Source organism: Microbacterium sp., from assembly GCF_052102115.1.
In the GTDB taxonomy this organism is placed as follows: domain Bacteria; phylum Actinomycetota; class Actinomycetes; order Actinomycetales; family Microbacteriaceae; genus Microbacterium.
Map to the genome: position 1 here is coordinate 26,208 of NZ_JBQDVP010000018.1, position 26,932 is coordinate 53,139.

The following is a 26,932-nucleotide window of genomic DNA, read 5'->3' on the forward strand; positions in this document are numbered from 1 at the left end:
TCAGTTTCCTTCCGTGGTGGGTGATGCGGTCAGGTAGGGGTTGTCGATGTCCGCCAGCGTCCGGGAGACGGTCGCTCCCAGGCGCAGGAATGCTCGCTGCGTGGGAGCAGCGAGACGGTCGAAGGACAGCCGTGAGCCGGCGTCGATGTGCGGGTCGTACGGGATCTCGAGCACTTCGGCGGTGTTCTCCTCGAACCATTCCCGCCACTTCGGCGCGTTCTCGCGATCGACCGCGGCGCCGCGCACGTGGGAGATGACCGTGACCGCGTTGCGGACCAGGTCGTCGCGGCCCATCTCGTGCAGCTGCACGATCATCTGCTGCGCGGAGCGAACGTGGTCGTACGACCAGCGCAGGGGGATCACCAGCACGTCGGCGGTGTCGGCGGCTGCGGTCCAGTTCGGGGCCAGCAGTGAGTTGCCGGTGTCGACCACGATCAGCTGATAGAAGCGCGAGAGGATCGCGTGCAGCCTCATGAACTCGTCGTGGCCGATCATCCGCATGCTGCGGGAGTCCTCCGCAGAGGCGAGGACGTCGAACTTGCCCACCTGCTGGTGGCGCAGGAACCGGCCCAGATCGCCTGTCCCCCCGCGCCCCGTCTCGAAGAGCTCCGCGCTGTCCAGGAGGTCGACCGCCGTGGTGGGGAACCGCCCTACTGCGGTGCGCAGCCCCAGCGTGCCCTGGTTCTCGTTGTTGTCCCAGGCGACGACCCCGCCGCCGCGATGCTCACCGAGGATCGCGGCGAGCAGCGCCACCACGGGAGTCTTTCCGGCCGAGCCCTTGTGGTTCGCGACCGCGACCGTCATGGGGCGTGAGAGCTGCAGGCCCGCGTCCCGCTCGTCATCGAGCCGGGACAGCTCCTCCTTGCCCGGACGCAGCTTCACCAGACCGAGGGTGGCCCGGGCGAGGCGGCGACGCCACCCCTCCGACGCCACCAGGCGATGGTCGCCGGGAGAGGCCACCGCGAGATCGTCATATGACGGCCGATTTGTGAGGTCACTCACGTCTGTGGAAGTCTGCGTGACGCCTGAACGATTCGGGGGAATCAGGGGGGAAGCAGGTCCCTTCTTCGTATCCGCTCGGTCCTCCCGGGACTCTGCCGTCTCCGCCTCCGCGGGGGTAGCCGCCCCAGGGAGGTGACCGGACTGTTGAAGAAGCTCATGGGCAGCGCTCTGCCGGCGTTCGTAGCTCCCGCCCTGCCAGTCGTTCACTGCAGCCCCCTGTGGTTACGTCTCATCATGCTTCCATAGTCTCGCATGTTCCCGTAGCATGCAAGCATGCGGAAACTTGCACAACCTCAGTTCGATCGGGCGATGCGCCGCGACTGGCCGATGATGATGGATGCGACCGACATCGCTGAGTTCACCGGGTGGACGAAGCTCACGATCCTGACTTGGATCAAGGAGGGGCAGCTCACGGGGGCGTTGACGCTCTCGGACGCCCCGAAGTCGACCGTCCTGATCCCCCGCGAGATCGTCTTCGCGCAGCTCGACCCTCGCCAGAGCCCCAGCACTCAGGAGTGATGGAGCCATGAAGAAGGTCCTCGCACTCGGTGTCGGAGGCGTCCTACTCCTGGGAGTGACCGTTGTCGGCGCAGCCGTGCTCGACGACCAGGACAGCGCAGCCATGTGCCTCCCGGGCGGCGCAGCCGTCACCGTCAGCGTCGACGGCCTCCCCGAGGAGATCGCCGGCCACAGCGGCGACGCGCTCCGCAACGCCGCGGTCATCGCCCAGGTCGGCCAGGAGCAAGGCTTCGGGAAACAGGGACAGCTCGTCGCGCTCATCACCGCGATGCAGGAAAGCCAGCTCGGCAACCACCCCAGCACCGCCAGCCCCGACGAGAACGGCGACGCCGGCGTGTTCCAGCAGCGACAGCTGGACGGCTGGTACGGCTCCCTCGAGGACGTCAACGACATCACCTACGCCGCCACAGCCTTCTACAACGGCGTCACCGCCGAGAGCGAGGGCGACTACGGCACGGCCGGCGGAGGCGCTGGCTACGGCCACATCCCCGGCCTCACGGACATCTCCGGCTGGGAATCCATGGAACCTGCCGCAGCAGCCCAGGCGGTGCAGCGCTCCGCCCATCCCGACGCCTACGCCGAGCACCTCGACGAGGCCGAAGCAATCCTCGCGGGACTGGCGAACGCGAACGTCAGCGTCGACAGCGCTAGCACCAGCGACGCCGGCGGAGCCAGCGACAGCGGCGGGGACCACTGCGCCGCCCCCACCGTTGAGGCCACCGGAGACGCTGCCGAGGCCCTCGCGCGGGGCCGGACCCTGCTCGGGACGCCCTACGAGTTCGGCGGCGGGGGCACGCACGGACCTGACACCGGCATTGACTGCAGCGGCTTCGTGCTCTTCGCCTTCGGGCTCGACTCCAACGAGATCGGCCGCACGGCCCAGGCCCAGTTCGACAGCCTCGCCTCCACCAGCGTCCCGCCCGACCAGATCCAGCCCGGCGACCTGATCTTCTACGCCAAGGGCCGCACCGGCGCCGTCGGCTCTCCCGACGCCATCAGCCACGTCGCGATCTACTCCGGCGACGGCAAGATGATCGAGTCCACGCGCTACAACGGCGGCACCGAGCCCGGCGTCCAGGAGATCGACGCCCAGGTCGAGGACGGCCGCGGCTTCGTCGACGTGCGCCGTCTCCCGAGCACCACCGAGGAGCCCGCATGATCCACCGACGCCTCCCGTACGTCGCCGCCGCCGCGCTCGTTGTGCTCGCCGCCGGCTGCACCCCGTCCGAGCCGGCCCCGACGACGCCCCCGCCGGCGCCCACGGAGTCCACCCCGGAGGAACCGGACTGGACCTACAGCACGCCCTCCCCGACCAGCGACGGCCCCGACGACATCCCGGACGACAGCCTCATCGACGAAGAGGCCGACCAGGACGCACGAGATGGCGCGGCTGCCGCAGCGACCATCACCGCCGAGGTCTGGGTCCAGGGCGCGACCCTCGAACAGCGTGAGTGGCAGGAACGGCTCATGGAGACGCTGACCCCGATCGCGCAGGACTCGTACCGAGACCGCTGGTGGGGTTACCGAGTTGCCGAAACCGAGATCACCGGTGAGCCCGAGATCGTCGCCGCAACGATGGCCAGCGCCACCGTCACGATCCCCACCAACGCCGGCGACCTCACCCTCACCGTCACCCGTCCCACCCCCACCGACCAATGGCTCACCAGCGGCATCGAGCCCGCCACCACCGAGCAGTGACCCCAGGAGACACGCCATGACCGACGCCCAGATCACCATCAACCACGACGGCACCGGATCCGTCACCGTCGACGGCGAGACCACGACGCTCGCGGCCTCGGGAGCCGTCGAGGCGCGCCAGGAGGCTACCGCGCGCATCGCTAAGCGCGCGGCCGAGCTCGGCCGACCACTCCCTGCGACCGCCACCGAGAGCGGCCGCACCTGGCCCCTGCTCATCGGGACCGACGGCACCGTCACCCCACGCCCCCAGGAGGACGCTGCAGCCGCGCGGCCGTCCACCGTCAGTGCACCGTCCGTCGAGATCCCCGACGCCCAGGCGGACCTCGACGTGACGCGCTCCCGCCCCGTCACGGGTCAGCCCGCGCCCTCCTGGGAGCAGCCGGCCACCGACCCCATCATCAGCGAGGTCCCCGGAGCGCAGGACGACCTCGAGGCCACGCGCCCCCGCGCGATCGCCACCGAGCCTCCCGCAGCACCACGGCACTCCGCTCCGGCGCCGCAGACCCCTTCCCCTGCCGTCGATCAGGGCTCCCCCGTCGACGAGCTGCACACCTTCCGCGAGGTGCAATCCGACGTCCACTCCTCCGTGGCCCCGACCCAGCAGAACGAGAGCCAGCACGCGCCGGGCCCCGACACTGGCCCGGCGGTCGTTGATCCGCCGGCCGCTCCCGACGCCGTCGACGCCGACCCCCGCTGGTCCGACATCTCGCAGCAGCCCGCCGCGCACGGCTTCCGAGGCACCCTCAACGGCATGGGGCTCAAGCTCGCCCCCACCGACGAGGAGCTCGCCGTGCGCCGCGAGAGCCTGCGTCAGGAGATCGCGCGCGAGGAGGAGGCGCGTCGCGCCGATGAGCAGCTCGCCCAGGAGGAGGCGGCGCGGGAGACCCGCCGTGCCATCCGCGAACGCGCGGCCGCGGAGAAGGACCGCGCCGAGCGCGCCATCATCCAGACCCCGTTCGAGGAGCCCAAGAAGGTCATCATCGCCAACTACAAGGGCGGGCAGGGCAAGACCACCGTCACCTACGGCATCGGCGCCACCGCCGGCCGGATCCGCGGCGGCGACGTCATCGCCTGGGACGCGAACGAGACTCAGGGCAACCTCGGCTTCCGCGCCAAGAAGGCCCCCACCGCCCGCAGCGTCGTCGACCTGCTCGAGGAAGCCGCCGACGACTTCACCACCGTCGAGGGCAGCAAGCGCTCCACCCTCGCACGCTTCACCCGCTCCCAGGGTGACAACCTCTTCACCGTCCTCGCCTCCGACGAGTCCCGCGACCGCCAGGACCTCGTCGACGCAGACGCCTTCGAGAAGGTCCACGAGATCCTCGGCCGGTTCTACTCCCTGATCCTCATCGACACCGGCAACAATCACCGCGTCTCGCACTTCAAGGCCGCGCTCGAGGCCGCCGATCAGCTCGTCGTCCCCGTTTCGGCCGGCGCCGACGGCGCCCACGCCGCCGAGGCCATGCTCGACTCGTTCGAGAGCCTCGGTCACGGGGACCTGGTCGAGAACGCCGTCGTCCTGCTCAACGACTCTGCGACTCGCCGCGGCGACGCCACCGGGATCGCCGCCAAGTTCCAGCAACGCGTCCGGGCCATCATCCCGATCCCCTTCGACCCCGCACTCGACAGCGGCGACGAGATCGACTTCGACGCGCTGCAGGCACCCACCCGCGCCGCCTACCAGGAAGCCACCGCCGCAATCGCCCACGGCCTCGCTGGCACCAAGGAGGGCTGACGATGGCCCTTGGCTGCGCGCGAGGCACGGGGCCCGCCCCCGAGGGGACGGACCCCGCAGCGTCACTGCTGCTTGATCCGATCCGGCCGGAACCCCGCCCAGGCGTCCCCGCCCGGAGTCAGCACCACCGGAGCCTCCATGAAGCCCGCAGCCTGGAAAGCGGCCCGCTGATCGTCGGTCACGTCCTCGAGGGACACCTCCACGAAGGCGATGCCAGCCTTCGCCAGTGCGCGCTTCGTCGCGGTGCACGGACCGCAGAGGGGACGGGTGTAGATGGTGACGATCTCGCTGTTCATGGTGGCTCTCCTGCCTGGGCTGTCCGGGTGGTGACAGGACACAGACGCCGCCTCGATCAGGCGGTGGAGCACCCGCAGGGCCGCAGCGCAGCGGAGGACCCGGGCAGCCCCAAGGGAGAGAAGTTCTCCGGCGAAACAAGGGAGCTTGCGACCGCGTCGGAGAAGTTCTCGCCCGCCGCGGGTCGAGCGCAGCGAGCCGGGTTGCGGAACCGCCCGAGGTGGCAGCGTGGTCTGCTCACCGCCCAAGCCCTGGCAGGTGCCCGCACATCGCAATCGCCCATCCCCGCACGGACCCCAAGTCACCCACTCCGCAGCAGCGGCATGAACAGGCATTGAGCATGGACCCCCAGGACCGAGTACACGACGGCCACCGCGCCACCGTTCACGAGCTCGTCGACGCCCTGCTCGAGCACGCACGCGCCGAGCACCCGGACATCGCCGACTGGAGCGTGACCCTGAGCCAGAGCGAGAGCCTGCTCGTCCCCCGGCACTCCGACAAGCTCTTCCGCGTCATCGATGGCGTCCCCGGTTACTACAACGGCCACGTCTACCGCGACGCGCTCGTTCGAGGCGTCCCCGGATGGCCCGCTGACTGGATCGCTCTAACCACCATCGCCAGCGACGCCACCTACTACGGACGCATCACCGACGGCACGATCACCACCCACACCCCCTGGGAGGCCGAATCATGACCGCGACACGCCTCAACCACGTCGCTGTTTCGCGAAATCTGTGTAGTGTTGCCCCTATGGAGAACAAGCACGCCAAAGTGGGACGGCCTTCGAAGGGGCCACGCCGCACCATCGGTGTGCCTGTTCCTATGCCTCTCGCCGATCGCATCGCGCGGATCAAGGAGCTGACAGGCAAGACCATGGGCGAGATCGTCATCGAAGTGCTTGAGCGCCACGTTGACGAGCTCGACCCGGCAATCTACGAGGTTGGAGCAGCTCAGCCTCGCATGGACCTTGACGAGAGCGAGAGGACCGCATAAAGACTTCGCCCCCGAACCTGTTGGCGCAGGTGCGAGGGCGATTCAGAAGTCTTCGGGAGTCAGTTGCAGCTGACGACCCGGGGAGAACCAGCAAGGAGGTTCATCAAGTTGTACCCCCAAGAGTACGGGGGTCGCGTCGTCGTAGGCAAGTACGACACCACCGGTGTGTCTCGCGCCGCCTCCGACGCCACCCTCTCCCCCACCGACACGTGGCGACTGTGCCTCGAGCTGCTGAACCAGCGACCGCTGATCCGCCTGGCGGAGCGCCGCAGCACGAGCGTCGCCTTCCCGCGACGTCTCGGCCGAAGGGTCGAGCGCTTCACCGAGGCGCCGCCCTCGCAGCCCGTCGCGGTCCACGTCTACGACGCCCAGGGCCGCACCCGGTTCCTGCCGCTGGACTTCGACGCTCACGACCGCACCGAGGACCAGATCGCCGCCGTCGAGGACGACGTCGCCACCGCGGCCGCGCTGCTGGACGAGTGCGGCTTCAACTACCTCATGGACCGGGCCCACGGCGGCGCGCACATCTACGTCCTGCTCGAGGAGCCCCTCGGCGCCCAGGAGGCGCACTCGCTCGTCCTCGCCCTCGGCCGGCGCCTCTCCACGCTCGACCTCAAGCCCACCAGCAACGTCAGCGACGGGCTGATCACCATCCCCGGCAGCGCCCACAAGCGAGGCGGCCACCGGGAGCTCGCACACGACGCCGACGCGGCACGCGCGATCGCCGCCGGCCCCCACTCCCCCACCAGAGCCCTCACGCGCCTCCGTACGGCCCTGGCGGACGAGCTGCGGGCACTTCTCGAGGAGGACCGTGAACGCGGCGCAGAGCGCCGCACACGGGCGCGTGAGGCCGGCTCGAGCGATCCGATCGCCGACGCGATCCCCGACGAGGAGATCCGCGCCGTGCTCGTGCGCGGCATCGGCCGCCACATGAGCACCGCGTGCACCGACCTCGCCCAGCGCGGCGACTGGCGAGCCCACGGCTACCCCAGCGCGTCCGAAGCCCGGCGCGCGGTCCTCATGTCTGCGATCGCCACCGGCCTCACCGAGACCGACGTCCGCGCCCGGATGCTCGGCGAGGAGCCCCAGTGGCCCGGCCTGCGCTCCCTCCTCGAGCACAAGCATGGCGACCGCCTCCGCGACGAGTACGCCCGCGCGGCCGCCGAGATCGCCCGCCGCGAGCGCCAGAAAAGCGGCCGGGTCATCGTGACCAGGGACGATACTGCCGTCAGTTCTGACACTAGCGCCACTACACACACCCGGGGCGGGGGGGATTCTCCTTCGGTGCACGACACGTACGGCGTGATCCGCTCATGGATCACGCTCGTCGAGCGCTACGCCGCCAGCGAGTACCCCGGGGCTCGAGGCTGGGATTACCAGATGGCACTGCGCGCCCTCGGCCAGGCCGCCAGCACAGTCGGCTCCACCGTCACCGCGATGGGAGTCCGCTGGCACTCCGTGGCCGTCGGTGACTCTCGCACCGGTGCTGCCGCCGTTCTGCGCGCCCTCGCGGCCGAGGACGACCCGTGGGTGGTTCTCGTCGCCCGCGGTCGCGGGATCTACGCCGATCAGTACGAGCTGCGCATCCCCGACCGCCACGCCGCCCTCGTCGACGAGCTGCAGTGGCGACCCGGGAAGACCCAGGCCGTCCGCCCCCTTTTCACCGTGCTCGGCAAGGCCACCGGGCTCTTCTTCGAGGCCGTCGAGCGTGGAGCCACCTCGCGCGCACGCATCGCCCTGGTCACCGGCCTGAGCGACGACGCCTATCGCGACGCCCGCGACACCGCCCTCGCCTACGGCCTGATCGCCGGCAACGACCGCGACGGGTACGAGCTCGCGGCCGACGACGCCCGCCTCGAGCGCCTGGCGCAGCAGCTCGGCGCCATCGAGGCCCGCGTACGCCGCATCCACCAGCACCGCCGTGAGCGAGCCGACTACTGGGCCAAGCTCGAGCAGCTCCGTCGCGAACGGCCCTGGATCCGCGTCGTCCGCGACGTCGACGAGACCGATCCCGAGGTCGAGGAGACCCTCGCCCAGATGTACCTGGACTCGCTCGAAGAGCCACCGGGCGAGGCCCGGGAAGCGAGCTAACACCACCTGCACTACTCGCACTCTCGCCATTACTTGCACTGTATGCACTAGTGCATATAGAGTGCCGAGTGCAGATAGTGCAACGAGTGTTTTTCCTCGACAGGAGGACCCATGTCCATCCCCACGCGACTCGCGATCGACGGACTCGCCGTTCGCGCCTACGGCCGCCTCGACCTCCTCGAGACCCGACTGGTCCACATCCTCGGATCCCTGGACCCCACCCCTCACGGCACACGCGTCGCCGAGCACGCGGCGCTGGCCGTTGTCGAGCACAGCGATAGCTGCGTGCTGCTCCACGACGGCCCCGGCATCGCCGGGGCCGCGCTCGACGCGCTCACCCTGAGCGCGCCCGACCGCGCAGTCGTGATTGCCCGGCGCGGCGTCACGCAGTGGCACGAGACGCTCGCCTCGAGCGGGGCCCTGGTGCTTGAGGGGCCCGCCAGCCTCCTCCTCGCACATCTCGCCGACGCGGCGCTCGTCATCGAGCAGGCCCACTCCGCCCTCCCCCACTCGCCACGCATCGCCTGCGTGCCCGGCCCGATCTTGACCGCCGCCACCGCAGGATCCAACGCGCTTCTGGTGCGCCCCGATGTCGAGATCGTGCCCGAGCTCGACCAGTGGGCGCGACGCCTCCGCTACGCCGCGCAGCGGCCCCGTCAGTACCAGGTCGCCGACTAGTCATCCCGCTAATGCACCAATCGTGCCATGTGCATTACACGCACTGTCTAAGGCGAGTGCATCGCGCCCCACCTGCTCGGGCACACTGTGCACCGACTGCACGGTTCGCACTAGTGCACACAGTGCTATAACCTGTTTCCACCGAGAGGAGCCCCATGGCCGTCTACACATGCGCCCTGCCCAAGGGTGGGTCCACCAAGACCAGCACCGGAGTCGAGATCGCCCTGGCCCTGGCTCGCCGCGGCTTCCGCGTCCTCGCCATCGACCTCGACCAGCAGGGCAACCTGTCAACCCGCCTGGGGATCACCCAGGAGACCCCGATCGAAGCCACCGCCGCCGAGGTGCTGGACGCCTCCGCCACCCTGCGGGAAGCGGCCGAGCCGGCGCCGACCGCGCAGGGCGTCGACGTGATCGTCGGAGCCCACGACCTCACCGCCCTCGAGGAGCAGCCGCCGCCCGACCTGGTCACCAGCCTGCGCGACATGCTGCCGACGGTGGGGGAGCGGTGGGACCACGTCGTCATCGACACACCTCCGAACGTTGGCGCTCTGACCATGGCAGGACTCGCGGCCGCCGATCATGTGATCGTCAGCCTGCAGGCTGCCACCGAGGCATACGACCAGCTCGACCGCCTCGAGGCCGTGATCGCCGAGCGCCTGACGCGTCGCATCCGCCCCGGGCTGCAGATCAGCGCCGTCGTCCCGGCCATGGTCGACTCTCGCCGCCTGCTCGATCGGGAGATCCTCGAGCTCCTCGCGCAGCGCTACGGCGATCGCGTCACGCCGCCCGTGCGGCAGGCCGTCGCCGTGCGCGACGCCTACACCGCAGGCATGGGCGTGAGCGTCTACGACCCCGACAGTGCGGTCGCGGCCGACTACCGCGCCGCGACCGATCACCTACTCACCCTCACGATGGGAGCCCACTGATGGCCAAGCCCAAGCGACGCAGCCTCTCCGAGCGCAACGCCGAGGCGATCGCCGGCGTTGTCGACGACGCGTCAACCCGTGAGGAGGGGGGAGCGGAGCAGACCCCCACGCCCCAGCAGCCCGCATCGACTCCGGCAGAGCGCCCCGCCGCCGCGAGTCCCGCGCCCCCGGCCTCCGAGGAGCCCACCCGCCGCAGCAGCGTTTACCTCACGCCGGATGACCTGCGTGACGTGCGCTCGGCGTACATCGTCGACTTCGACCACCGGCCCGGCTCGCCGGGAAGCTTCGGCCTCTGGGCCGCCGGCGCCATCGGCGAGCTCGCCGCCCTCACCGTCGAAGGGCGCCAGGCCGTTCGAGAGAGCCTCGGCCCCGCCGGCGCCGGCGCAAACCGCTCACAGCAGCTCCTCGTCCCCGACGACGTCGCGGACGCTGTCGGGGACGCCATGCGTCAGGACCGGCTCGCCGGCGTCGTCGACCGCTCCCGCAGCGTGTTCTACAGCTACGCGCTGCGCTGGCAGGCCCAGCAGGCTGCTCGCCGCGCCGGCATGACGGCGCTGCCCGAGCCTCCGGCCCGCCTCCCTCGTCTGGATCTGCGATGAGCCCTTCCGACTCGCACAGCGGAGCACGAAGCACTGTCGAGGACGCCCTGACCCTCCTCCTGCTCGACCCTGAGCAGGAGGAGGCGAAACTCGACGTGGCGCGCTTGGACTTCGGGGAGATCCCGGACGAGCTGCGCTGACCGCTCGCGCCTGGGCTCCCGCCCGGGCGGGCCTCTTATCCACTGTGTGCACTACCTGCATTAGGCGCACTGCCGGTGCTCTGAGGCCTTCACCGCGGAACTCGCGATGCTCGTGCTGCTCCTGGAGCACGACGTGCTCCATGGAACGGCGCGAGCGGCTTCGCCACTATCGCACGCACCGTGCTCGTTCATCTGCTGAGGCCCCGCTACGCGGGCTTGAGCTGTGCGGCGTCCAAGGCTCCGCTGCGCTCCGCACGGCCGCCACGCCCTGGCTTCCAGCGTGGTCACCTAGCTGCTGCTGCAGGACCTCTCATTCTACTCCGCGGGGGGCCCCGAGCTGCAACCCACGCTCCAGGTCAGAGGGACTTTTTACCTTCGCAAGCTCAGGCGAAAAAGTCCCCCTAACCCTCCGCTCTTCGGGGTTGCAGCCCACCCCGCTGCAGAGTCCCCAAAGGGAAGGTCCCGCAACAGCGGGGTCGCCAGGCGCTCGCGCGCCCAACCCGAAGGAGCACACCATGGACATCACTCAGCTGACCGCCGCGCAGTTCGCTGCGTACACGCTGACCTCTCTCGCCGAGCCGCTGCCGCGAGGATTCATCCTCGCCGGCACCGGCGAGAACGGCATGTCGGCAACGTTCGGCGTCGACCCCGACGCCGACTACCCGCTGGACCTCTCCGCCGCAGCGTTCCAGCCTCTCTCCACGCAGGACGTCGTCCTCACGGTGGTCCACGACCACGGCCTCGAGCTCGCCGCTCACGACGCACACACCGTGCTCCGCCGACTCGCCGGCCTGCACTTCGCGGCCGTCGTCCTCTGCTCCGGCGACTACCTGATGGAGCTGCCGGGGGAGAAGCGCACAACGCTCGCTGCCGCGATCGCCTCGCTCCCCGCCGAGCTCGGCCGACCGACCGAGCTCGAGGTCTGGGCACGCACTCGCTCGCGAGACTTCGAGCCGGTGGACCCCGCCACCGACGAGGTCGACCTCGACGAGCTCCTCGAGCCGTGGATCCACGCCGTGGTCACCGGTCGCCGACCCGACGAGAAGCTCGTCGCGGAGATCGCCGCAGCGATCGCCGACGGCACGGCACGGGACCGCCTCCTGCTCGCCGCCGTCCGCCTCGGCTTCGCCGAGCTGGACGACGCGAGCGGCGACAGGGATGTGCTTGCTGCGCTGCTCGGAACCCGCAGCCGGCCGCAGGGCGGCCAGCTCACCCGCGCCGCGCTCGTCGCGCAGTACGTCGGCGCACACACCACTGACGCGTCGGCGTCCGCGGTGCTCTACGCGATCGCCAGCCTCCTACTGTGGAGCGAGGCCCGGGCCCGCGCGGCGCTCCACGCCGCCGAGACGGCGCTGCTGCACGATCGCTCGTGCTCACTCGCCAACACGGCCTTCGCCGTCGTCACCAAGCTGACCTACCCGACCTGGTTCGTCGGCTGACACGGCCACAGTGGGGCGGGCGCTACCGCCCGCCCCACTCGGCCCGCGCCCCGAAAGGGCGCGGGCCTTCCCGTGCTGCGCACGGGAGCGCGCTTCGCGCGATGGGGGAGGGGCGACCCGGGCTGCCTTGCGAGCATTATGCGCAGACGCTCCGCGCCTGCGAGCTGCCGCTGCGGACATCCCTGGCCGCCCCTCCCAACGCACTCGCATCCGCTCGTCCTCACTCAATGCACTGCGTGCACCATCTGAACCACTTGTCACCAGCTGTCGCTGCCGACTGATGGAGGCCGACGTCGTCGGCCACTCACCTCGAGACGGGCCCGCCCGCCTCGAGGCCCATAGATTTCCCGTCCTCCTGGGCTTTCCACTATGACCCCTTCGCCACGGCGCGCAACCCCGCTCCGCGGGGTCGGCAGCCGCCGAGAACTTCCCGACGCGCTGCGCTTACTCCGCCGGGAACTTCTCGGCGCCGCCGCCCTCCGGGTGCGCTCCGCGGCTCCGGGGCCCGTTCACAAGCACCAGGAGGACGGGGAAAAACGATCCCGGTCCCACACCACCAAGGAGCGCACCATGACCCGCGAGTTCACCGTCACCCGCCGCACCTACACCGGCTCCATCGACTTCCTGCGCGGGGCGGTGGTGACCATGGCCGAGCCCGGGGGAGAGCGCTACGCGCGCGTGACCGTGCGCAGCGGAGGGGAGACGTACTACCTCGAGAACGTCGGTCATGACTCCATCGCCACCCAGACCCTGCACCGCACCGTGCGCTGGACCTCCGACTACGCGCACCGCGCAAGGGACGCCGCGCAGCAGATCGACGGAGCAGACCCGTACCGAGCCACCCGCCTCGCTCGCTACGCCTCCCTCTGCGCCCGGGCCGCACGTACCGTCAGCGACAACTGGCCCAACACCGGTATGGCCCTCGACGCCGACGAGGCCGCCGCCTGGGCAGCCGACGCCGAAGCGGCAGCCGGAACCCCCTGTGGTAGCTGACCACCGCACGGGCCGCCCCACCACCCTGTGCGGGCGGCCCGTGCCGCCCAATCGGAACTCGCTGCGCTCGTGCCGTGTCCACACCGCACTCCGTGCCACGCATGCACTCCGTGCAGTTCGGGGCACTGCCCAGCGGGCAGCACCCTGACGGCCGCCGGCTCCGCCGGCCCTCACCGACCCGGGGCCCGCCCCGGATCGGCCCTTCATGTTCCCCGTCCTCCTGGGCTTTCCACTATGACCCCTCCGCCACTGCACGCAACCCCGCTCCGCGGGGTCGGCGGAGACCGAGAACCCCCCGACGCGCTGCGCTTATTTCGCCGGGAACTTCTCGGCCCCACCGCCCTACGGGTGCGTGCCGCGGCTCCGGGGCCCGTTCACAAGCACCAGGAGGACGGGGAAAAAACGATCCCGGCCACTGGCCGAAAGGAGCACACCATGACCACCACCGACACCACGCGCACGCTCGTGCACGTCGACCCCACCACCATCGTGCTGGACACCAACGTCCGCACCGACGCCCGCCTCGACAAGGACTTCGTCGCCTCGGTCCGCGACCACGGCGTCATGCAGCCCGTCGTCGGCTACCGCGACCAGGACGGAGCCGTGCACGTCCTGCAGGGGCAGCGCCGCACCCTCGCCGCCGTAGAGACCCAGCGCGAGACCATCCCCGTCTACCTCGCCGAGACCCCGGACGAGGCCGGACGGATCATCACGCAGATGGTCGAGAACGACGGTGGTGCCATAGCGTCGAAGCAACACTCCCGGTCGGCGGGGGTCTGATCGGTGGAGTGTGCGGATGGCGCGGGTGGGGTTGTCGTTCAGTGACAGGTCGGAGATCTCGACGGCCTCGAAAGCGGGCTGGTCGGTGCGGAGGATCGCCCGTCACCTGGGGCGTTGCCCGTCGGTGATCTCGCGGGAGCTTCACCGGAACTCGACGAAGACCCGCGGCTACCAAGCCGTGACCGCAGACGTCAGAGCGCAGCGTCGGCGGGCTCGCCCGCAGCAGCGGAAGGTCGCGGGGGATCCGGTGCTGCAGGCGAGGGTGGACGCCGACCTGGCCGCGTCCTGGACGCCGAACGAGATAGCGGGCCGGTTGCGTCTGGAGACCGCAGACCCGACCGTTGAACGCATGGCGAACTCTCCTGACGCACGCGGCCGAACCGTCTCCGGTGAGGCTATCTACCAGTACATCTACGCAATCCCGAAGGGTGAGCTCGCCCGCAAGGGCATCTTCCTGCAGTCCAAGCGGACCAAGCGCCGACCACGTACGACCGGGCGGACGCGCGGTGGCCCAATCGTAGGTATGGTCCCGATCGCGGAGCGAGGTGAGGACGCCGCCCAGCGTCGGGTGCCGGGGCACTGGGAGGGTGACCTGATCATCGGGAAGAACGGCACCTCGTGCGCGGCGACGCTGGTGGAGCGGATGAGCGGGTTCACCGGGCTGCTGGCCCTGCCCTCGAAACACGCCGAGCCAACCGCTGACGCGGTCATCGAGTTTTTCAACGACCTGCCCGAGATGATGAAGGCATCGTTGGCGTGGGACCAGGGCAGCGAGATGGCCCAGCACGCGAAGGTCTCCCTGGCCACGGCGATGCCGGTCTACTTCGCCGATCCCCACTCGCCCTGGCAGAGGCCCAGCAACGAGAACACGAACCGGCTCTACCGGGAGTATCTGCCCAAGGGCACGGTGATCCCCGATCACCAGCCCTACCTCACCACCATCGCCGAGGAGATCAACAATCGACCCCGCCGCCGACTGGGCTATCTCACGCCCACCGAGGCATTCGCTCGACTGCTCGCCGGCGAGCCCCATGTTGCTTCGACGCCTTGACATCGCAGACCAGCGCACCGGCTTCACCGACGCCGAGCGCGCCGACGGCTACGAGCAGCTGTCCCTGCTCGGCCTCACCGCCGCACAGATCGCCAAGCGCACCCACAGCCGCAAGGAGAACGTCGAGCACGGCCTCGCCGCGCGCCAGAGCCAGACCGCCCGCGATCACCTCGCTTCCGGCTTCACCATCGAGCAGGCCGCAGTCCTCGCCGAGTTCGACGACGACGAGGAGGCCGTCGAGTCTCTCGTCGCGGCCTCCCAGCGCGGCACCTTCGACCACACCGCCTCCCGCCTGCGCCAGAAGCGCGAGGCAGCCCGAGCGGTCGCCGCAGAGATCGACCGTCTGACCGCCGAGGGCACCACGGTCCTCGACCAGGCCCCGTGGGACTACTACTACGACGGTCGCGGACCTGCCGCCCCGCTCCGCGCCCTCGGCATCGACGAGGAGCAGCACGCGACCTGCCCCGGCCGCGCCGTCATCGTCGTCGCCACCTGGGCGGGCGAAGCCCAGACGGAGGAGGTCTGCACCGACTGGAAGGCCAACGGGCACGAGAACCGCCAGGCCGTCGCCGGGAGCAGCGGCCCCCTCGACGAGGACGAGAAGGCCGAGCGCCGCCGCGTCATCGAGGGGAACAAGGAGTGGCGCGCGGCCACCGAGGTGCGCCGCGACTGGCTGCGCACCTTCACCCAGCGCAAGAGCGCCCCGAAGGACGCCGCCGCCACCCTCGCACGGCTCCTCGCCCAGGCCCCCAGCCGCGTCCACGACGGCATGAACGACCGCAAGGGCATCACCACCGAGGTGATCGGGGAGGGGTGGAGGAACAACGCCCCTGCCAGCACCGCGCGCGCCAGCATCTACGCCCTCACCATCGCCCTCGCAGGCATCGAGGTCACCTACGCCGACGTGCACACGTGGCGAGGCATGACCGGCACCGACCTCGACTACCTCGCCGTCCTCGTCGCCTGGGGCTACACCCCCTGCGACCTCGAACAGGGCCTGCTCGACGCCCGCGCCGAGCAGTGACTCACCGGTCCGCCCCGCCCCGTGCGGGGCGGACCGCCCTCGGCGGCGCCCCGCCGAGCCAGCGGCCGCGCCGTCCCGGCGCGCAGCATCCCCTCCCGGCGCGAAACGCGCCGGGGGAACAGCCCGGCGCCGGCGGACGGAGCCGCCGCACCGGGCAGCCGGCCCCGCGGGCCGCGTGCGGCCTCGGCCGACCCGTGGATGGGTCGGCCGATCTTCCCGTTCTGCACTCCGTGCACCGTGCGCACTGACTGCACTGACTGTGCCGCGCGCCCCGATCGGCGGAGCCTGGCCCTTCGCCCTGTCTGGGGTGCTGGACCGGGGGATCTTGACGCACTGGCGGGGGAGGCGCACACCCGGCTCGCTCCGCTCGGCCGACGGTCCCCAACAAGATCCCGACGCGCTGCGCTTATTTCGCCGGGATCTTCTTGGGTCCTCGCCGGCTGCCCGGGCTCTCGCCTCCGGCTCGACCCTTCGGGGTGCACCACCCCCACCAGCGCATCCCCCGCTCCTTGTCAGCACCCCCGAACAGCAGGACGAAGGAGCACACCATGACCCCCGAGATCAGCACCTACGAGCGCCTCCTCGAGATGGAGGCTCGCCAGCGCCAGGACCCGTTCTGGGGCCGCATCCACCGGCAGCTCGACGAGATCGAGGCCGCCGCACCCACCACCAGCGCCGAGGTCCTTCGCCTCCTGGGCAGCGACAGCTCCGACTCGGGGTTCTTCCACGGCGGAATGGACCGCGAACTCCTGGGCTCGCTCACCATCGCCGGATGGGAGGTCACCGAGTACAACGCCGCCTACTACTGGACCGCGCAGCACCCCGCCACGGGCGAGAGCCTCGAGTACATCGAGGGCGACGTCTACAACCGCACCGACCGGTGAGCCGGACCCGGGCCAAGGGCCCGGGTCCCTCACCCAAGCGGCGCCCGGCTGCGCCGGGCACTCCGCCGCTACAGCGCACTCCGTGCTCTCGAGCATCGCCTCACCGGCGACCCTCTGACGGCGACCGGCTCCGCCGGCCCCTGCGCACGCCCCGCGACCCGTCGCGGGGCGCATCCCTCATTCCCCGTGTCCTGGGCTTCTCACTATGACCCCTGCGCTCCTCCACACAACCCCGCTGCGCGGGGTCCGGGCAGCCGACAACTTCCCGACGCGCTGCGCTTATCTCGCCGAGAACTTCTCGACTACCCGGCCCTCCGGGTGTGCTCCCTCGCTCCGGGGCCCGTTCAAAAGCACCAGGGAACGGGGAAAAAACGACCGGGCCACCCACCACACCGACGGAGACACCCATGGACGAGAACACCACCCGCTGCCACAGCTGCCACCGCGACATCCCCGCTCTCAGCGAGTTCTACGGCGGCGGCCGCGACCTCACCGCGCACCAGCCCGACTGCCCCGAGCTCGCCGAGGCCCTCGCCGACCTCCGCAACCGCTGACCCTCACCACCAAGGAGCACACCATGACCGACCAGACCCTCACCATCCACGGCCGCCAGGTCACCGCCCGCGGCAACCTCGACCTCCTCGTCGCCCCCGGCCGCGTCCTCATCACCGGTAGCCGCGCCAGCACCCCCTACGGCGAGGCCGTCACCACCAGCACCACCGAGATGCTCACCCAGCGCGGAGCGATCCTCATCGCCAGCACCGCCTACGGCATCGACGGCACCGCCGTCCGCGCCGCCCGCCCGGACCGCACCGTCCTCGTCCAGGCCGCAGGCCTGAACCGCCCCTACCCGCGCGGCAACGCCCACCTCGCCCACCACGTGCAGGACCAGGGAGGCCTCCTCCTCACCGTCGCCACCGACCCTGACGCCGGCCCCACCCGCTGGGACCTCCTCGACGCCGCCGCCCTCCGCGGCGCGATCGCCCACCATGCCCTGTTCGTTGAGGGCGCGCACCGCAGCACCGCCTACGGAGCCTCCCTCACCTGCCCCTCCGTCTGGGCCGTCCCCGGCCCGCTCACCAGCGCCGCGAGCGCATTCCCGCTCCGCCTCCTGCGCGAGGGTGCCCAACTCTGGACCGAGGACCCCGCCGACGCCGACCTCATCGCCACCGCCAACAACACCACCCACCCCTACCGAGGCGAGCACTCCGACCTCCTCAACCACCGCCGTCACGCCGCATGACCACCCGGGGGCGGACGGGATCCTCCCGGATCCCGCCCGCCCCCGGCACACTCGATACACCCCCTTCGACCAGGAGCCCGCCATGGCCATCGCCCCGCTCCGAGCGCTACTCACTCTCGCCGCCTTCGCACCTCTCACAGTTGCCTGCACGCCCCTCGCCCCCACGGAGGCGACGACGGACACCGCCGCCGTCGACTACGTCCTGGACGGCGACACCATCGAGGTCACCGACAGCGAAGGTGAGAACAAGCGCGTGCGCCTCCTCGGCATCAACACCCCCGAGCTGCCGCACGACGACGAGCCCGGCCAGTGCGGGGGAGAGGCAGCCGCCGAGCAGCTGCGCGCCCTTCTCCCCGAGGGCACCGCCATCGAGCTCATCAGCGACCCCCAGGCTGACGACGAAGACCGCTACGGCCGACTCCTGCGCTACGTCGAGCTGGAGGACGGCACCGACACCGGCGCCGCCCTCATCGCCGCCGGCTACGCCTACGCCTGGGCGCCCTCGAGCGAACCTGCACCAACACGCACGGCAGACTACGAGGCAGCCACCGCAACCGCCCGCGACGCCGGTGCCGGCTCATGGAGAGCCTGCCCCGACCTCGACCAGAGCAAGTGATCAGCCATGACCGCCAACGCACCAGGTCCCCGACCCGCACGGTGGCGAGACATCCCGCGCGCCGCGTGGATCCTCTCGCGTGCCTTCACCAACGAGTCGCGCGTCGGCCGCCGTCTTCACTCCCGACGCCTCGCACAGGTGCACGCCCTCGCCGTCACGCCGTTCCTCCTGCTCATCGCGATCTACAGCACCGTGCCCGGATACCTCTACCTCGACCCGTCCCGCACCGGAGTGGCCGTAGCCGCGCCCCGCCGCAACCTCCGCAGCCTCGCCGGAGGCACCGCCGTGGTCGCGTTCCTCGTCACGGTCGGCGTACCCCTCAGCCTCGCATCGAGACTCGAGCCGGGGTACGTGCTCGAGGCAGGGACCGGTGTCGCTGCGACGTTCTGCGTCGTGCTGCTCGTCGACGCGATGATCGGCAGTCGGCACAGCCGGCGAGAGAGGAAGCGGCTGCGCCCGCTCCGGCGCAAGATCCCAGCAGGGGAGCGCTGGGACCTGATGATGCTCGCGCAGCTCCCGGACACCGAACCGGCTGCAGCGCGGCTCGCCCGGACTCTCCTTCGCACCGTCATTCCCCCTCGCGTCGTCGTCACCGCTGTTGCTCACACGACCGAGCTGCACACGAAGTACATGCGCCACGGATTCACCCCGGCCCGCGGCCGCCAGCTCTTCTACATCGTCCCGAATCGCGACCCCGCCCCGTAGCCCGGACCCAGCAGCGGGAGGGGCCGGCTCGCCAGCCGACCCCACCCGCCGACTCACCCCCGGTGCCGGCCGCCACGACCCCGACGAGGTCGACCCCGCGCCGCCTCGAGCAGCCGCCGCACAGCCGCGCCGAGATTGAGCATCGCCGTCACCAGTGCCACCGCCATGACCAGCGCCTCCGCGATCTCCCGACTCACCTCCTCCCGCCGAGTGGGCGCGCCAGCCTACGCGCGAGCCCTGACGATCCGGACGGCCTCCCCCTAGGGGTCGCAGATCCTCTCCGCGCCGTCGTCGGCCGGTGCGGCACACATGACGGTGAGACCCGCCCACTGGGCGGTATGTCCCTCCGGTCGATCGGACGCGAAGCGTCCGGCTGGCGGGGCGGAAAGGATCACCCATGTGTCAGTTCACTGACCGTGACCCGATCAAGCGACACCGGCCCAGCACTCGTTGCCGCTATACGGGACAGGTCGCCGGCGCCGACGGCTGAGGTCCGGGAGTGCCGGCCGGATGCCTGCACCGCGTCGGCGCTCCGGGCGGGGATGAGCCGCTGCCCAGCAGCGGCCCGCCGCCCACGCCCAGGTAGCGTGTTCGACGTGGCCCGCACCCCAGCGCTTTCCCCCGGCGGCGAGGGTGCGGGCCACCCTCGCGCCTTGCGGCCGAGCCGAGTCTCATAACCGGTGAGCCCACGAGAGCGTCGAGCAGCTACCCGGCCAATGCTCGCTCGAGGACCGCGTGAGCCCACCTGGTCGAGCGGGACTCGCCCCGGTTCATGAGCTGGGCGATCAGCCCGGTCATGACCGTGTGGAGGTGATCCAGGGCGACGACGTCGCCGCGGATGCCCTGAGAGCGGAGCGCCTGGGCGCACACGTCGCGGATCGTCCCGTCGACCTCCCGCCAGATCGGCTGCAGGCCGGACTCCGTGAGCGCGCTCGCGCTGAGCACCTGCAAGACGGATGCCTCGAGACGGCGCTCGGCGTCGAGCGGCAGCATCGCCTCGAGCAGCATCCGTGCCCGCTCAGACCCCTCCGCCGGCTCGGCCGGCAGCGCGTTGATCCGCTTCCGGATGGCCGGTGCGATCGCCGCGAGGGCACGCTCCCGGACTACCGCGTGATTCGGCATCGTGTACAGCATCGAGCTCGGCGCGACGCCGGCCTCGTCGGCAAGGGCCTTCACGGTGAGAGCACCGAGACCTTCGCGGGCGATCAACCGCCAGGCAGCCGCGACCACTCGAGCGTCCCGTTCGCGCATGTTCTTCGATCTCGTGGCCACACCGCATCGTCCCACCGTCGCACACGACTCGTGGCCGGCAGGACGCTCTCGGTCAGTCGCTCTCAGAGTCTTCCGTCGACCGAGGGCGTGCGGACTTGATGGCGTAGGCCAGCAGGTAGATATCCACGAACCAGTCAGGGAGCTGGGCCTGCTCGGGCCAGTGCTCTGCGACAACATCCGTCATGCCTGTCGGATCATTCTCGTGGATCGTGGGCGCGGCCTGCTGGGTGAGGCTGAGGATGAGAATGATGTAGGAGATCCAGGTGATCGTGGTGCGCGCTGTCTGCGGCCAATCTGCGCTTTGGTGTCGCTCAGCCGCGGAGGCCGCTAGCTCCTCAAACTCAGGGCTGAGAGAGATCGCCGGGTCGGGCATCGCCGCATACTCGATCTCGCCCTCGGGGAGGTCGATGTTCGCCCCGACGGCAGCCGCGGCAGAAGTGAGAGCATCCCTGACCGCCGCATCGAATCCCGGAACCGGCACTGCCGGCACCTGGTCGGTCGTCAGGCTCATCCTCTTGAGGATGCCTAGGACGTCGACTCCTGTCTGGAACGACATCGTCCTTAGCTCCACCTGCCCGATCGCGGTCGGAGCGAACGAGGCCAACGCGCGCTTCAGCGCAGCCGATGGGTCAAGCGTTCTCAGCGCAGCTTGAGTCAAGGCAGTGACGTCGATGCTTTGCGCCGAGATGTGCGTAGCAGCCGTCAGATCGAAGTTCCGCAAGGTCGCCTGTGTAGCGGCGGCCGGGTCGAAGTCAGACATCACGGCGCGGGCCGCGGCAGTGGGATCGAAGCCCCTAAGCGCGTTGCGCGTATAGGCGAGCGGGTCAAAGCTCTTGAGCGCTGACCGAAGCGCGGCGGCGGGGTCCGGGATCGAAGGGGGAATCGTCATGCCCCGAGTCTGCATCGTCGGCCACGGGTCCACTTGGCGTTCCCCGAACTGCCTGCAGGTGCAACTCTGGGGTATACCCGAGTGAGCAGATGTGTGTCAGATTGGCTGTTTTTTTGTGGATGTGCACGGTTGATGGCGGGGCACTTGCGGCGCTACTTGGCTCGGTGCGCCTCGTGTCAATCTGGTGTCTCCCCGTCGGGGTCGAAGGCGAAGAGGGTCAGGAGGGCGATGCGGCCCCGTCGATGCCTCCCGACCGTTCCAGAACGGCATCCTCGAGGCGGTATCCCATCCCGGGCTCGGTGAGGAGATGGCGCGGGCTGGACGGGTCGTCCTCGAGCTTCTTGCGCAGCTGCGAGATGTACAGGCGCAGGTAGCCGGTGTCCTCGACGTGCTCGGTGCCCCAGATCCGGGTGAGCAGGGTCCGGCGCGAGACGAGCTTCCCGCGGTGGCGGACCAGGGTATCGATCACCTGCCACTCGGTGGGTGTGAGTCGGATCTGGCGGCGGGCGGAGGGTAGATGACGCACCACGCTGCGGGCGGCGAGGTCGATCGTGACGTCGCCGAGGCGGACGACCATCACTTCCTCGTCCTGCGGGACCCGTCGGGTGAGGGCGCGGATCCGGGCGAGCAGCTCCTCGACGGAGAACGGCTTGGTCACGTAGTCGTCGGCGCCCGCGTCCAGGGCGTCGACCTTGTCGGGCGCGCCGGTGCGCCCGGAGACCACCAGGATCGGAGCCTGCGTCCAGCCGCGCAGGGCCTGGATCACCTCGACTCCGTCGAAGTGCGGCATGCCCAGGTCCAGGAGATAGAGGTCCGGGTGCTCGTCGATCGCGGTGCTGATCGCGTCGGCGCCGTCGCTCGCGGTGACCACGGAGTATCCCTTGGCTGTGAGTGTAATTCGCAGGGCGCGCAGGAGCTGTGGATCGTCGTCCGCGATGAGGATCTTCATGGGGTCTCCTGCGGCGTCGGAGGGGAGAGAGGGAGGGAGACGACCATGGTCAATCCACCGCCCGGGGTGTCCTCAGGGTTCAGAGTGCCGTGCATCGCCTCGACGAAGCCGCGGGACAGGGCGAGTCCGAGGCCTAGACCGCTGGTGTTGTCGGTGTCGCCGAGGCGTTGGAAGGGGACGAAGACATCGTTGTGGCGGTTTTCGGGGATGCCTGGCCCGTGGTCGATGATCCGGATTTCCAGCCGGGAGCCGAAGGTACTGGTAGTAAGGGTCACCGGTCGGTCAGGTGGAGAGTAGCGGGCGGCGTTGGCCAGCAGGTTCACGAGGGCCCGCTTGAGCAGCACCGGGTCGGCCTCGGCGGTGTGCTCGTCATGGGCGAGGGCGAGACGCACCGCGGTGGGGCCGAGCTCCAGCTCGTCGAGCGCCTGGGCGATCGCCGAGGCGGGATCCGTGGGGAGGCTCGTGATGGTCAGGACTCCGGCCTGCAGGCGGCTGACGTCGAGCAGGTCGCCCACCAGGGCGGCGAGCGAGTCCAAGCTCTCCTCGGCCGTGAGTAGGAGCTCCCGCGTGTCCTCCGGGGAGAGGTGACCGTCGGCGGTGCGGAGCCCGCCCACGGCCGTCGCCGCCGCGGCGAGGGGGCGGCGCAGGTCGTGGCTGAGCGCCGAAAGCAGCGCACCGCGCACCCTGTCGGAGGCCGCGATCGGGATGATCTCCTCCGCGGTCGCGGCGAGCCGGCGATGCTCGATCGCGGCGTCGATCTGCGCGGCGACGACGCTGAGGAGGCGCCGTTCAGAGGCCCGGAGGTCCCCGCCGTGCAGCACGAGACGGGCGTCCTGGGCGAGCGGGAGGCCCGTGGTCCCGGACTCCGGCAGGGGGGCGCCAGAGGAGGCGTGCACGGTGCCGTCCTCGTCGCGGACCTCGACCGCGTCCAGCTGGAAGGCCTCGCGGGTGCGGTCCACGAGTGCCTGGATCGCATCGTCCCCGCGCAGCACGCTGCCGGCCACGGTCTGGAGCAGCTCGGACTCCGCTTCGGCCCGTCGGGCGGCTCGGGTGCGTCGTGCCGCACGGTCTACGACCACGCTCACCAGCACCGCGATCGTCACGTACAGCAGCAGCGCGAGGAGGTGATGCGGCTCGGCGATGGAGATCGTGTGCAGCGGGTCGATGAAGAAGAAGTCGAGGGTGAGACCGGAGAGCAGCGCGGCGAAGAGCGCGGGCCAAATCCCGCCGGTCAGGGCGACCACGACAACGAGCAGCTGGTAGCTGAGCACGTCGGAGGTGATCGACTCCTCGGTGCGCAGGGCCAGCAGCGCGGCGGTCAGCAACGGACCGCCCAGCAGCGCAAGGACGAAACCCGCCAGACGGCGGGCGGGGGTGAGCGCCCCTCCGATCCGCGGCAATGCGAGGCGGCCGCCAGCGGCGGAGTGGGTCACGATGTGCACGTCGATGTCCCCGGACTCGCGCACCACAGTCGCCCCGATGCCGGGTCCTGTGAGTGCGGCAGCGAGACGACCACGCCGACTCACCCCGATCACGAGCTGGGTCGCGTCGACGGAGCGAGCGAAGCCCACCAGGGAGGTGGGAATGTCCTCGCCGACCACCTGGTGGTAGGTGCCGCCGAGCTCTTCGACCAGGGCGCGCTGCCGGGTGAGCGCCCCGGGGCTGCTGTGCAGCAGCCCGTCTTGGCTGGTGACGTGCACGGCGATCAGGTCGCCACCGGCGGAGCGCGCCGCGACACGGGCGCCGCGGCGCAGCAGCGCCTCCCCCTCGGACCCGCCGGTCAGCGCCACGACCACCCGCTCGCGGGCCTCCCAGCGGCTGTCGATCGAGTGCTCGGAGCGGTAGTCCTTCAGTGCCTGGTCGACCTCGTCGGCGAGCCACAGCAGGGCCAGCTCGCGCAGTGCGGTGAGGTTCCCGAGGCGGAAGTAGTTCGACAGCGCCGCGTCCACTCTCTCGGCGGGGTAGACCAGGCCGCTGCGGAGCCGGTCCCGCAGCGCCTGCGGCGCCAGGTCGATCACCTCGATCTGATCGGCCCGGCGCAGGAACCCGTCGGGGACGGTCTCGCGCTGCGGCACCCCGGTGATCTGCTCGACCACGTCGTGGAGGGACTCGATGTGCTGGATGTTCACCGTGGAGATCACGTCGATCCCGGCGGCGAGCAGATCCTCCACGTCCTGCCAGCGCTTGGCGTGGGCGGCGCCGGGGGCATTGGTGTGGGCGAGCTCGTCGACGAGCGCGACGTCGGGTGCGCGCTCGAGCACGGCCTCGAGATCCATCTCCTCGAGAGTCACCCCGCGGTGCTCGTGCCGGCGCAGCGGCAGCCTGGCCAGTCCCTCGACGCGCCGCGCCGTGTCCGCGCGACGGTGGGCCTCCACGACGGCAATCACCACGTCCCGGCCCTCGGCGGCGAGGCGGTGGCCCTCCTCGAGCATGGTGCAGGTCTTGCCGACGCCGGGAGCGGCCCCCAGCAGCACCCGGAGCCGCCCCCGTGCCGTCATCCTCAGTCCTCCAGTTCGTCCAGCGCCAGGTTGAGCGAGGCGACGTTCACCGTCGGCTCGCCGAGGTAGCCCAGATCGCGGCCCTGGGAGTATTCAGCCACGAGGTCCTCCACCCGGTCCAGCGGCAGATCGCGAGCCTCGGCGACCCGCGCCGTCTGGAGCGCGGCGTACTCGGGGCTGATGTGGGGGTCCAGTCCCGAGGCCGAGGCAGTCAGGGCGTCGGCCGGGACGTCCTCCTCGGGCACGCCGTTGAAGGCGGCGATCTCGGTGCGGCGCTCGCTGATCGCGGCGATCAGCTCGGGGTTCTCCGGCCCGTGGTTCGTGCCGGAGGAGGAGCGGCCGTCGTAGCCGTCGCCGGCCGCGGAGGGACGGGACTGGAAGTACTCGGCCAGCGGTTCGCCGTCCTTGTCCAGGAAGGACTGGCCGATCAGGGTCGAGCCCACGATCTGCCCGTCGCCGTCGCGCAGAGGTGAGCCGTCGGCACGGGCGGGCATCAGCAGCTGCCCGATTCCGGTGACGAGCAGGGTGTACCCCAGACCCAGCACGAGCGTGCACAGGAGCAGGGTCCGCACGGAGACGGAGAGGGTGCGCAGACTGCTGCGGAGGGTGGTGTTCACAGGTGTTCCTCTCAGGGGTCAGAAGCCGGGGATGAGCCGGATCAGCAGGTCGATGAGCCAGATGCCAACGAAGGGCGTCACAATCCCGCCGATCCCGTAGACCGCGAGGTTGCGTCCGAGGATCTTCGAGGCGATCATCGGTCGGTACGCGACGCCCCGCAGGGCCAGCGGCACCAGGGCGATGATCACGATCGCGTTGAAGATCACCGCGGACAGCACGGCCGAGGCGGGCGAGCTAAGCCCCATGACGTTCAGCGCGGAGAGCCCGGGGAAGACGCCCATGAAGATCGCGGGAATGATCGCGAAGTACTTCGCGATGTCGTTCGCGATCGAGAACGTGGTCAGCGCACCGCGCGTGATGAGCAGCTGCTTCCCGATCGCGACGATGTCGATGAGCTTGGTCGGGTCGGAGTCGAGGTCGACCATGTTGCCGGCCTCCTTCGCGGCGGAGGTGCCGGTGTTCATCGCGACGCCGACGTCGGCCTGGGCGAGGGCCGGTGCATCGTTCGTGCCGTCTCCGGTCATCGCGACGAGTCGCCCGCCCTCCTGCTCCGCACGGATGTACTCGAGCTTCTGCTCGGGCGTGGCCTCGGCGAGGAAGTCATCGACCCCCGCCTCCTTCGCGATCGCCGCGGCGGTCAGCGGGTTGTCGCCGGTGACCATCACGGTCCGGATGCCCATGGCGCGCAGCTCGGCGAAGCGGGCGGAAAGTCCTTCCTTGACGACGTCCTTGAGGTGGATGACGCCGAGCACGGCCCCGTCCCCGGTCCCGGCAACGCGGGCCACGACCAGCGGAGTGCCGCCCGAGGACGACATGCGCTCGACGTGCTCCTCGAGCGTCGCCCGGTCGGTCGCCGAGGGCAGGGCCCCCTCGGACTCGAGCCAGGCGAGGATCGCGGAGCCCGCTCCCTTGCGGAGACGGACGCCGCCCGGCAGGTCCAGGCCCGACATGCGGGACTGAGCGGTGAAGGGCACGACCTCGCCCCGCGGCGCGGTGCCGACGTCGACGCCCCGTTCCCGAGCGAGCTCGAGAACGGAGCTGCCCTCGGGCGTGGGGTCGGCGAGGGAGGACAGCGCAGCCGCCTCCACGAGCTCCTGCATCCCCGCGTCACCGACGCGGACGAAGTCCGTCGCCCGTCGGTTGCCGTAGGTGATGGTGCCGGTCTTGTCCAGCAGCAGGGTGGTCACGTCGCCCGCCGCCTCCACCGCGCGCCCGGATATGGCCAGGACGTTCCGCTGGACGAGCCGGTCCATCCCCGCGATGCCGATCGCGGAGAGCAGGGCGCCGATGGTGGTG

29 protein-coding genes are annotated in these 26,932 nt (G+C 70.5%); 21 read left to right on the plus strand and 8 right to left on the minus strand.

What is annotated here, in order from left to right:
• Positions 1-1,002 (minus strand): MinD/ParA family ATP-binding protein, encoded by a 1,002-nt coding sequence (locus ACTICP_RS07760; protein WP_441891107.1) that lies wholly within the window; start codon positions 1,000-1,002, stop codon positions 1-3.
• Between the two features lie 273 nt (positions 1,003-1,275).
• On the opposite strand from ACTICP_RS07760, the gene ACTICP_RS07765 reads away from it, so the two are divergent.
• Genes ACTICP_RS07765 through ACTICP_RS07780 form a run of 4 tightly spaced genes read left to right on the plus strand, consistent with a single transcriptional unit; the run spans position 1,276 to position 4,954 of the window.
• Positions 1,276-1,521 (plus strand): hypothetical protein, encoded by a 246-nt coding sequence (locus ACTICP_RS07765; protein ID WP_141748040.1) that lies wholly within the window; start codon positions 1,276-1,278, stop codon positions 1,519-1,521.
• Positions 1,522-1,528: 7 nt separating this feature from the next.
• Complete coding sequence (locus ACTICP_RS07770; protein WP_070499597.1) at positions 1,529-2,680, plus strand: C40 family peptidase; 1,152 nt, start codon at positions 1,529-1,531, stop codon at positions 2,678-2,680.
• A complete protein-coding gene (locus tag ACTICP_RS07775) occupies positions 2,677-3,219 on the plus strand; it encodes a hypothetical protein (protein WP_070499596.1) in 543 nt (180 codons plus the stop codon). The genes ACTICP_RS07770 and ACTICP_RS07775 overlap by 4 nt, the downstream gene beginning before the upstream one ends.
• A 16-nt stretch (positions 3,220-3,235) precedes the next feature.
• On the plus strand, positions 3,236-4,954 hold the full coding sequence (locus tag ACTICP_RS07780) for a MinD/ParA family ATP-binding protein (protein WP_070499595.1): 1,719 nt from the start codon (positions 3,236-3,238) through the stop codon (positions 4,952-4,954).
• A gap of 62 nt (positions 4,955-5,016) precedes the next feature.
• On the opposite strand, the gene ACTICP_RS07785 is transcribed toward ACTICP_RS07780, so the two are convergent.
• Complete coding sequence (locus tag ACTICP_RS07785) at positions 5,017-5,250, minus strand: glutaredoxin domain-containing protein (protein WP_070499594.1); 234 nt, start codon at positions 5,248-5,250, stop codon at positions 5,017-5,019.
• Positions 5,251-5,588: 338 nt separating this feature from the next.
• Between ACTICP_RS07785 and ACTICP_RS07790 the strand changes: the two genes are divergently transcribed.
• The 17 genes from ACTICP_RS07790 to ACTICP_RS07870 all read left to right on the plus strand — a co-directional run bounded on the left by ACTICP_RS07790 (position 5,589) and on the right by ACTICP_RS07870 (position 19,410).
• Positions 5,589-5,942, plus strand: coding sequence for a hypothetical protein (locus tag ACTICP_RS07790; RefSeq protein ID WP_070499114.1), 354 nt, complete (start codon positions 5,589-5,591; stop codon positions 5,940-5,942).
• A gap of 56 nt (positions 5,943-5,998) precedes the next feature.
• The gene (locus ACTICP_RS07795; RefSeq protein WP_141748008.1) at positions 5,999-6,241 is read left to right on the plus strand and encodes a hypothetical protein; all 243 of its coding nucleotides are present in this window, start codon (positions 5,999-6,001) and stop codon (positions 6,239-6,241) included.
• Between the two features lie 108 nt (positions 6,242-6,349).
• The gene (locus ACTICP_RS07800) at positions 6,350-8,332 is read left to right on the plus strand and encodes a hypothetical protein (protein WP_441891111.1); all 1,983 of its coding nucleotides are present in this window, start codon (positions 6,350-6,352) and stop codon (positions 8,330-8,332) included.
• A gap of 111 nt (positions 8,333-8,443) precedes the next feature.
• A complete protein-coding gene (locus ACTICP_RS07805; protein ID WP_070499112.1) occupies positions 8,444-9,010 on the plus strand; it encodes a hypothetical protein in 567 nt (188 codons plus the stop codon).
• 155 nt (positions 9,011-9,165) lie between these two features.
• Positions 9,166-9,936 carry a ParA family protein gene (locus ACTICP_RS07810; RefSeq protein WP_070499111.1) on the plus strand — a complete coding sequence of 257 codons (771 nt, stop codon included), beginning with the start codon at positions 9,166-9,168 and terminating at the stop codon, positions 9,934-9,936.
• On the plus strand, positions 9,936-10,535 hold the full coding sequence (locus tag ACTICP_RS07815) for a hypothetical protein (protein ID WP_441891114.1): 600 nt from the start codon (positions 9,936-9,938) through the stop codon (positions 10,533-10,535). The genes ACTICP_RS07810 and ACTICP_RS07815 overlap by 1 nt, the downstream gene beginning before the upstream one ends.
• The gene (locus ACTICP_RS07820) at positions 10,532-10,675 is read left to right on the plus strand and encodes a hypothetical protein (protein ID WP_168165356.1); all 144 of its coding nucleotides are present in this window, start codon (positions 10,532-10,534) and stop codon (positions 10,673-10,675) included. Before ACTICP_RS07815 ends, ACTICP_RS07820 begins: the two co-directional genes overlap by 4 nt.
• Positions 10,676-11,190: 515 nt before the next feature.
• Positions 11,191-12,114: a hypothetical protein gene (locus tag ACTICP_RS07825; RefSeq protein WP_070499109.1), complete on the plus strand. Its 924-nt coding sequence runs from the start codon at positions 11,191-11,193 to the stop codon at positions 12,112-12,114.
• A gap of 570 nt (positions 12,115-12,684) precedes the next feature.
• Positions 12,685-13,107, plus strand: coding sequence for a hypothetical protein (locus ACTICP_RS07830; protein ID WP_070500672.1), 423 nt, complete (start codon positions 12,685-12,687; stop codon positions 13,105-13,107).
• A 435-nt stretch (positions 13,108-13,542) separates the two neighbouring features.
• Positions 13,543-13,887, plus strand: a complete 345-nt coding sequence (locus ACTICP_RS07835) for a ParB N-terminal domain-containing protein (RefSeq protein ID WP_441891117.1) — start codon at positions 13,543-13,545, stop codon at positions 13,885-13,887.
• 16 nt (positions 13,888-13,903) lie between these two features.
• Positions 13,904-14,938 carry an IS30 family transposase gene (locus ACTICP_RS07840; RefSeq protein ID WP_441891119.1) on the plus strand — a complete coding sequence of 345 codons (1,035 nt, stop codon included), beginning with the start codon at positions 13,904-13,906 and terminating at the stop codon, positions 14,936-14,938.
• Positions 14,919-15,962 carry a hypothetical protein gene (locus tag ACTICP_RS07845; protein WP_441891121.1) on the plus strand — a complete coding sequence of 348 codons (1,044 nt, stop codon included), beginning with the start codon at positions 14,919-14,921 and terminating at the stop codon, positions 15,960-15,962. The genes ACTICP_RS07840 and ACTICP_RS07845 overlap by 20 nt, the downstream gene beginning before the upstream one ends.
• A gap of 548 nt (positions 15,963-16,510) precedes the next feature.
• Positions 16,511-16,846 (plus strand): hypothetical protein, encoded by a 336-nt coding sequence (locus ACTICP_RS07850; protein WP_070500226.1) that lies wholly within the window; start codon positions 16,511-16,513, stop codon positions 16,844-16,846.
• Between the two features lie 407 nt (positions 16,847-17,253).
• Positions 17,254-17,400, plus strand: a complete 147-nt coding sequence (locus ACTICP_RS07855; protein WP_157998685.1) for a hypothetical protein — start codon at positions 17,254-17,256, stop codon at positions 17,398-17,400.
• 23 nt (positions 17,401-17,423) lie between these two features.
• Entirely contained in the window at positions 17,424-18,089 is a 666-nt protein-coding gene (locus ACTICP_RS07860; protein ID WP_070500225.1) for a DNA-processing protein DprA, read from the plus strand.
• Between the two features lie 82 nt (positions 18,090-18,171).
• Positions 18,172-18,705, plus strand: a complete 534-nt coding sequence (locus ACTICP_RS07865; protein WP_070500223.1) for a thermonuclease family protein — start codon at positions 18,172-18,174, stop codon at positions 18,703-18,705.
• A gap of 6 nt (positions 18,706-18,711) precedes the next feature.
• On the plus strand, positions 18,712-19,410 hold the full coding sequence (locus tag ACTICP_RS07870) for a hypothetical protein (protein ID WP_070500220.1): 699 nt from the start codon (positions 18,712-18,714) through the stop codon (positions 19,408-19,410).
• A gap of 705 nt (positions 19,411-20,115) precedes the next feature.
• Here the strand turns inward: ACTICP_RS07870 and ACTICP_RS07875 are convergent.
• From ACTICP_RS07875 to kdpB, 6 genes are all read right to left on the minus strand, one after another.
• Positions 20,116-20,682: a TetR family transcriptional regulator gene (locus tag ACTICP_RS07875; RefSeq protein ID WP_168165390.1), complete on the minus strand. Its 567-nt coding sequence runs from the start codon at positions 20,680-20,682 to the stop codon at positions 20,116-20,118.
• Between the two features lie 52 nt (positions 20,683-20,734).
• The gene (locus ACTICP_RS07880) at positions 20,735-21,571 is read right to left on the minus strand and encodes a hypothetical protein (RefSeq protein ID WP_441891124.1); all 837 of its coding nucleotides are present in this window, start codon (positions 21,569-21,571) and stop codon (positions 20,735-20,737) included.
• Between the two features lie 217 nt (positions 21,572-21,788).
• The gene (locus tag ACTICP_RS07885; RefSeq protein ID WP_070500215.1) at positions 21,789-22,520 is read right to left on the minus strand and encodes a response regulator; all 732 of its coding nucleotides are present in this window, start codon (positions 22,518-22,520) and stop codon (positions 21,789-21,791) included.
• Positions 22,517-25,018: a DUF4118 domain-containing protein gene (locus ACTICP_RS07890; RefSeq protein WP_441891126.1), complete on the minus strand. Its 2,502-nt coding sequence runs from the start codon at positions 25,016-25,018 to the stop codon at positions 22,517-22,519. Before ACTICP_RS07890 ends, ACTICP_RS07885 begins: the two co-directional genes overlap by 4 nt.
• A 2-nt stretch (positions 25,019-25,020) precedes the next feature.
• Complete coding sequence (gene kdpC, locus ACTICP_RS07895) at positions 25,021-25,635, minus strand: potassium-transporting ATPase subunit KdpC (RefSeq protein WP_070500673.1); 615 nt, start codon at positions 25,633-25,635, stop codon at positions 25,021-25,023.
• 18 nt (positions 25,636-25,653) lie between these two features.
• Positions 25,654-26,932: potassium-transporting ATPase subunit KdpB (gene kdpB, locus ACTICP_RS07900; RefSeq protein ID WP_441891128.1), on the minus strand; the 1,279-nt coding region annotated here is incomplete at its 5' end.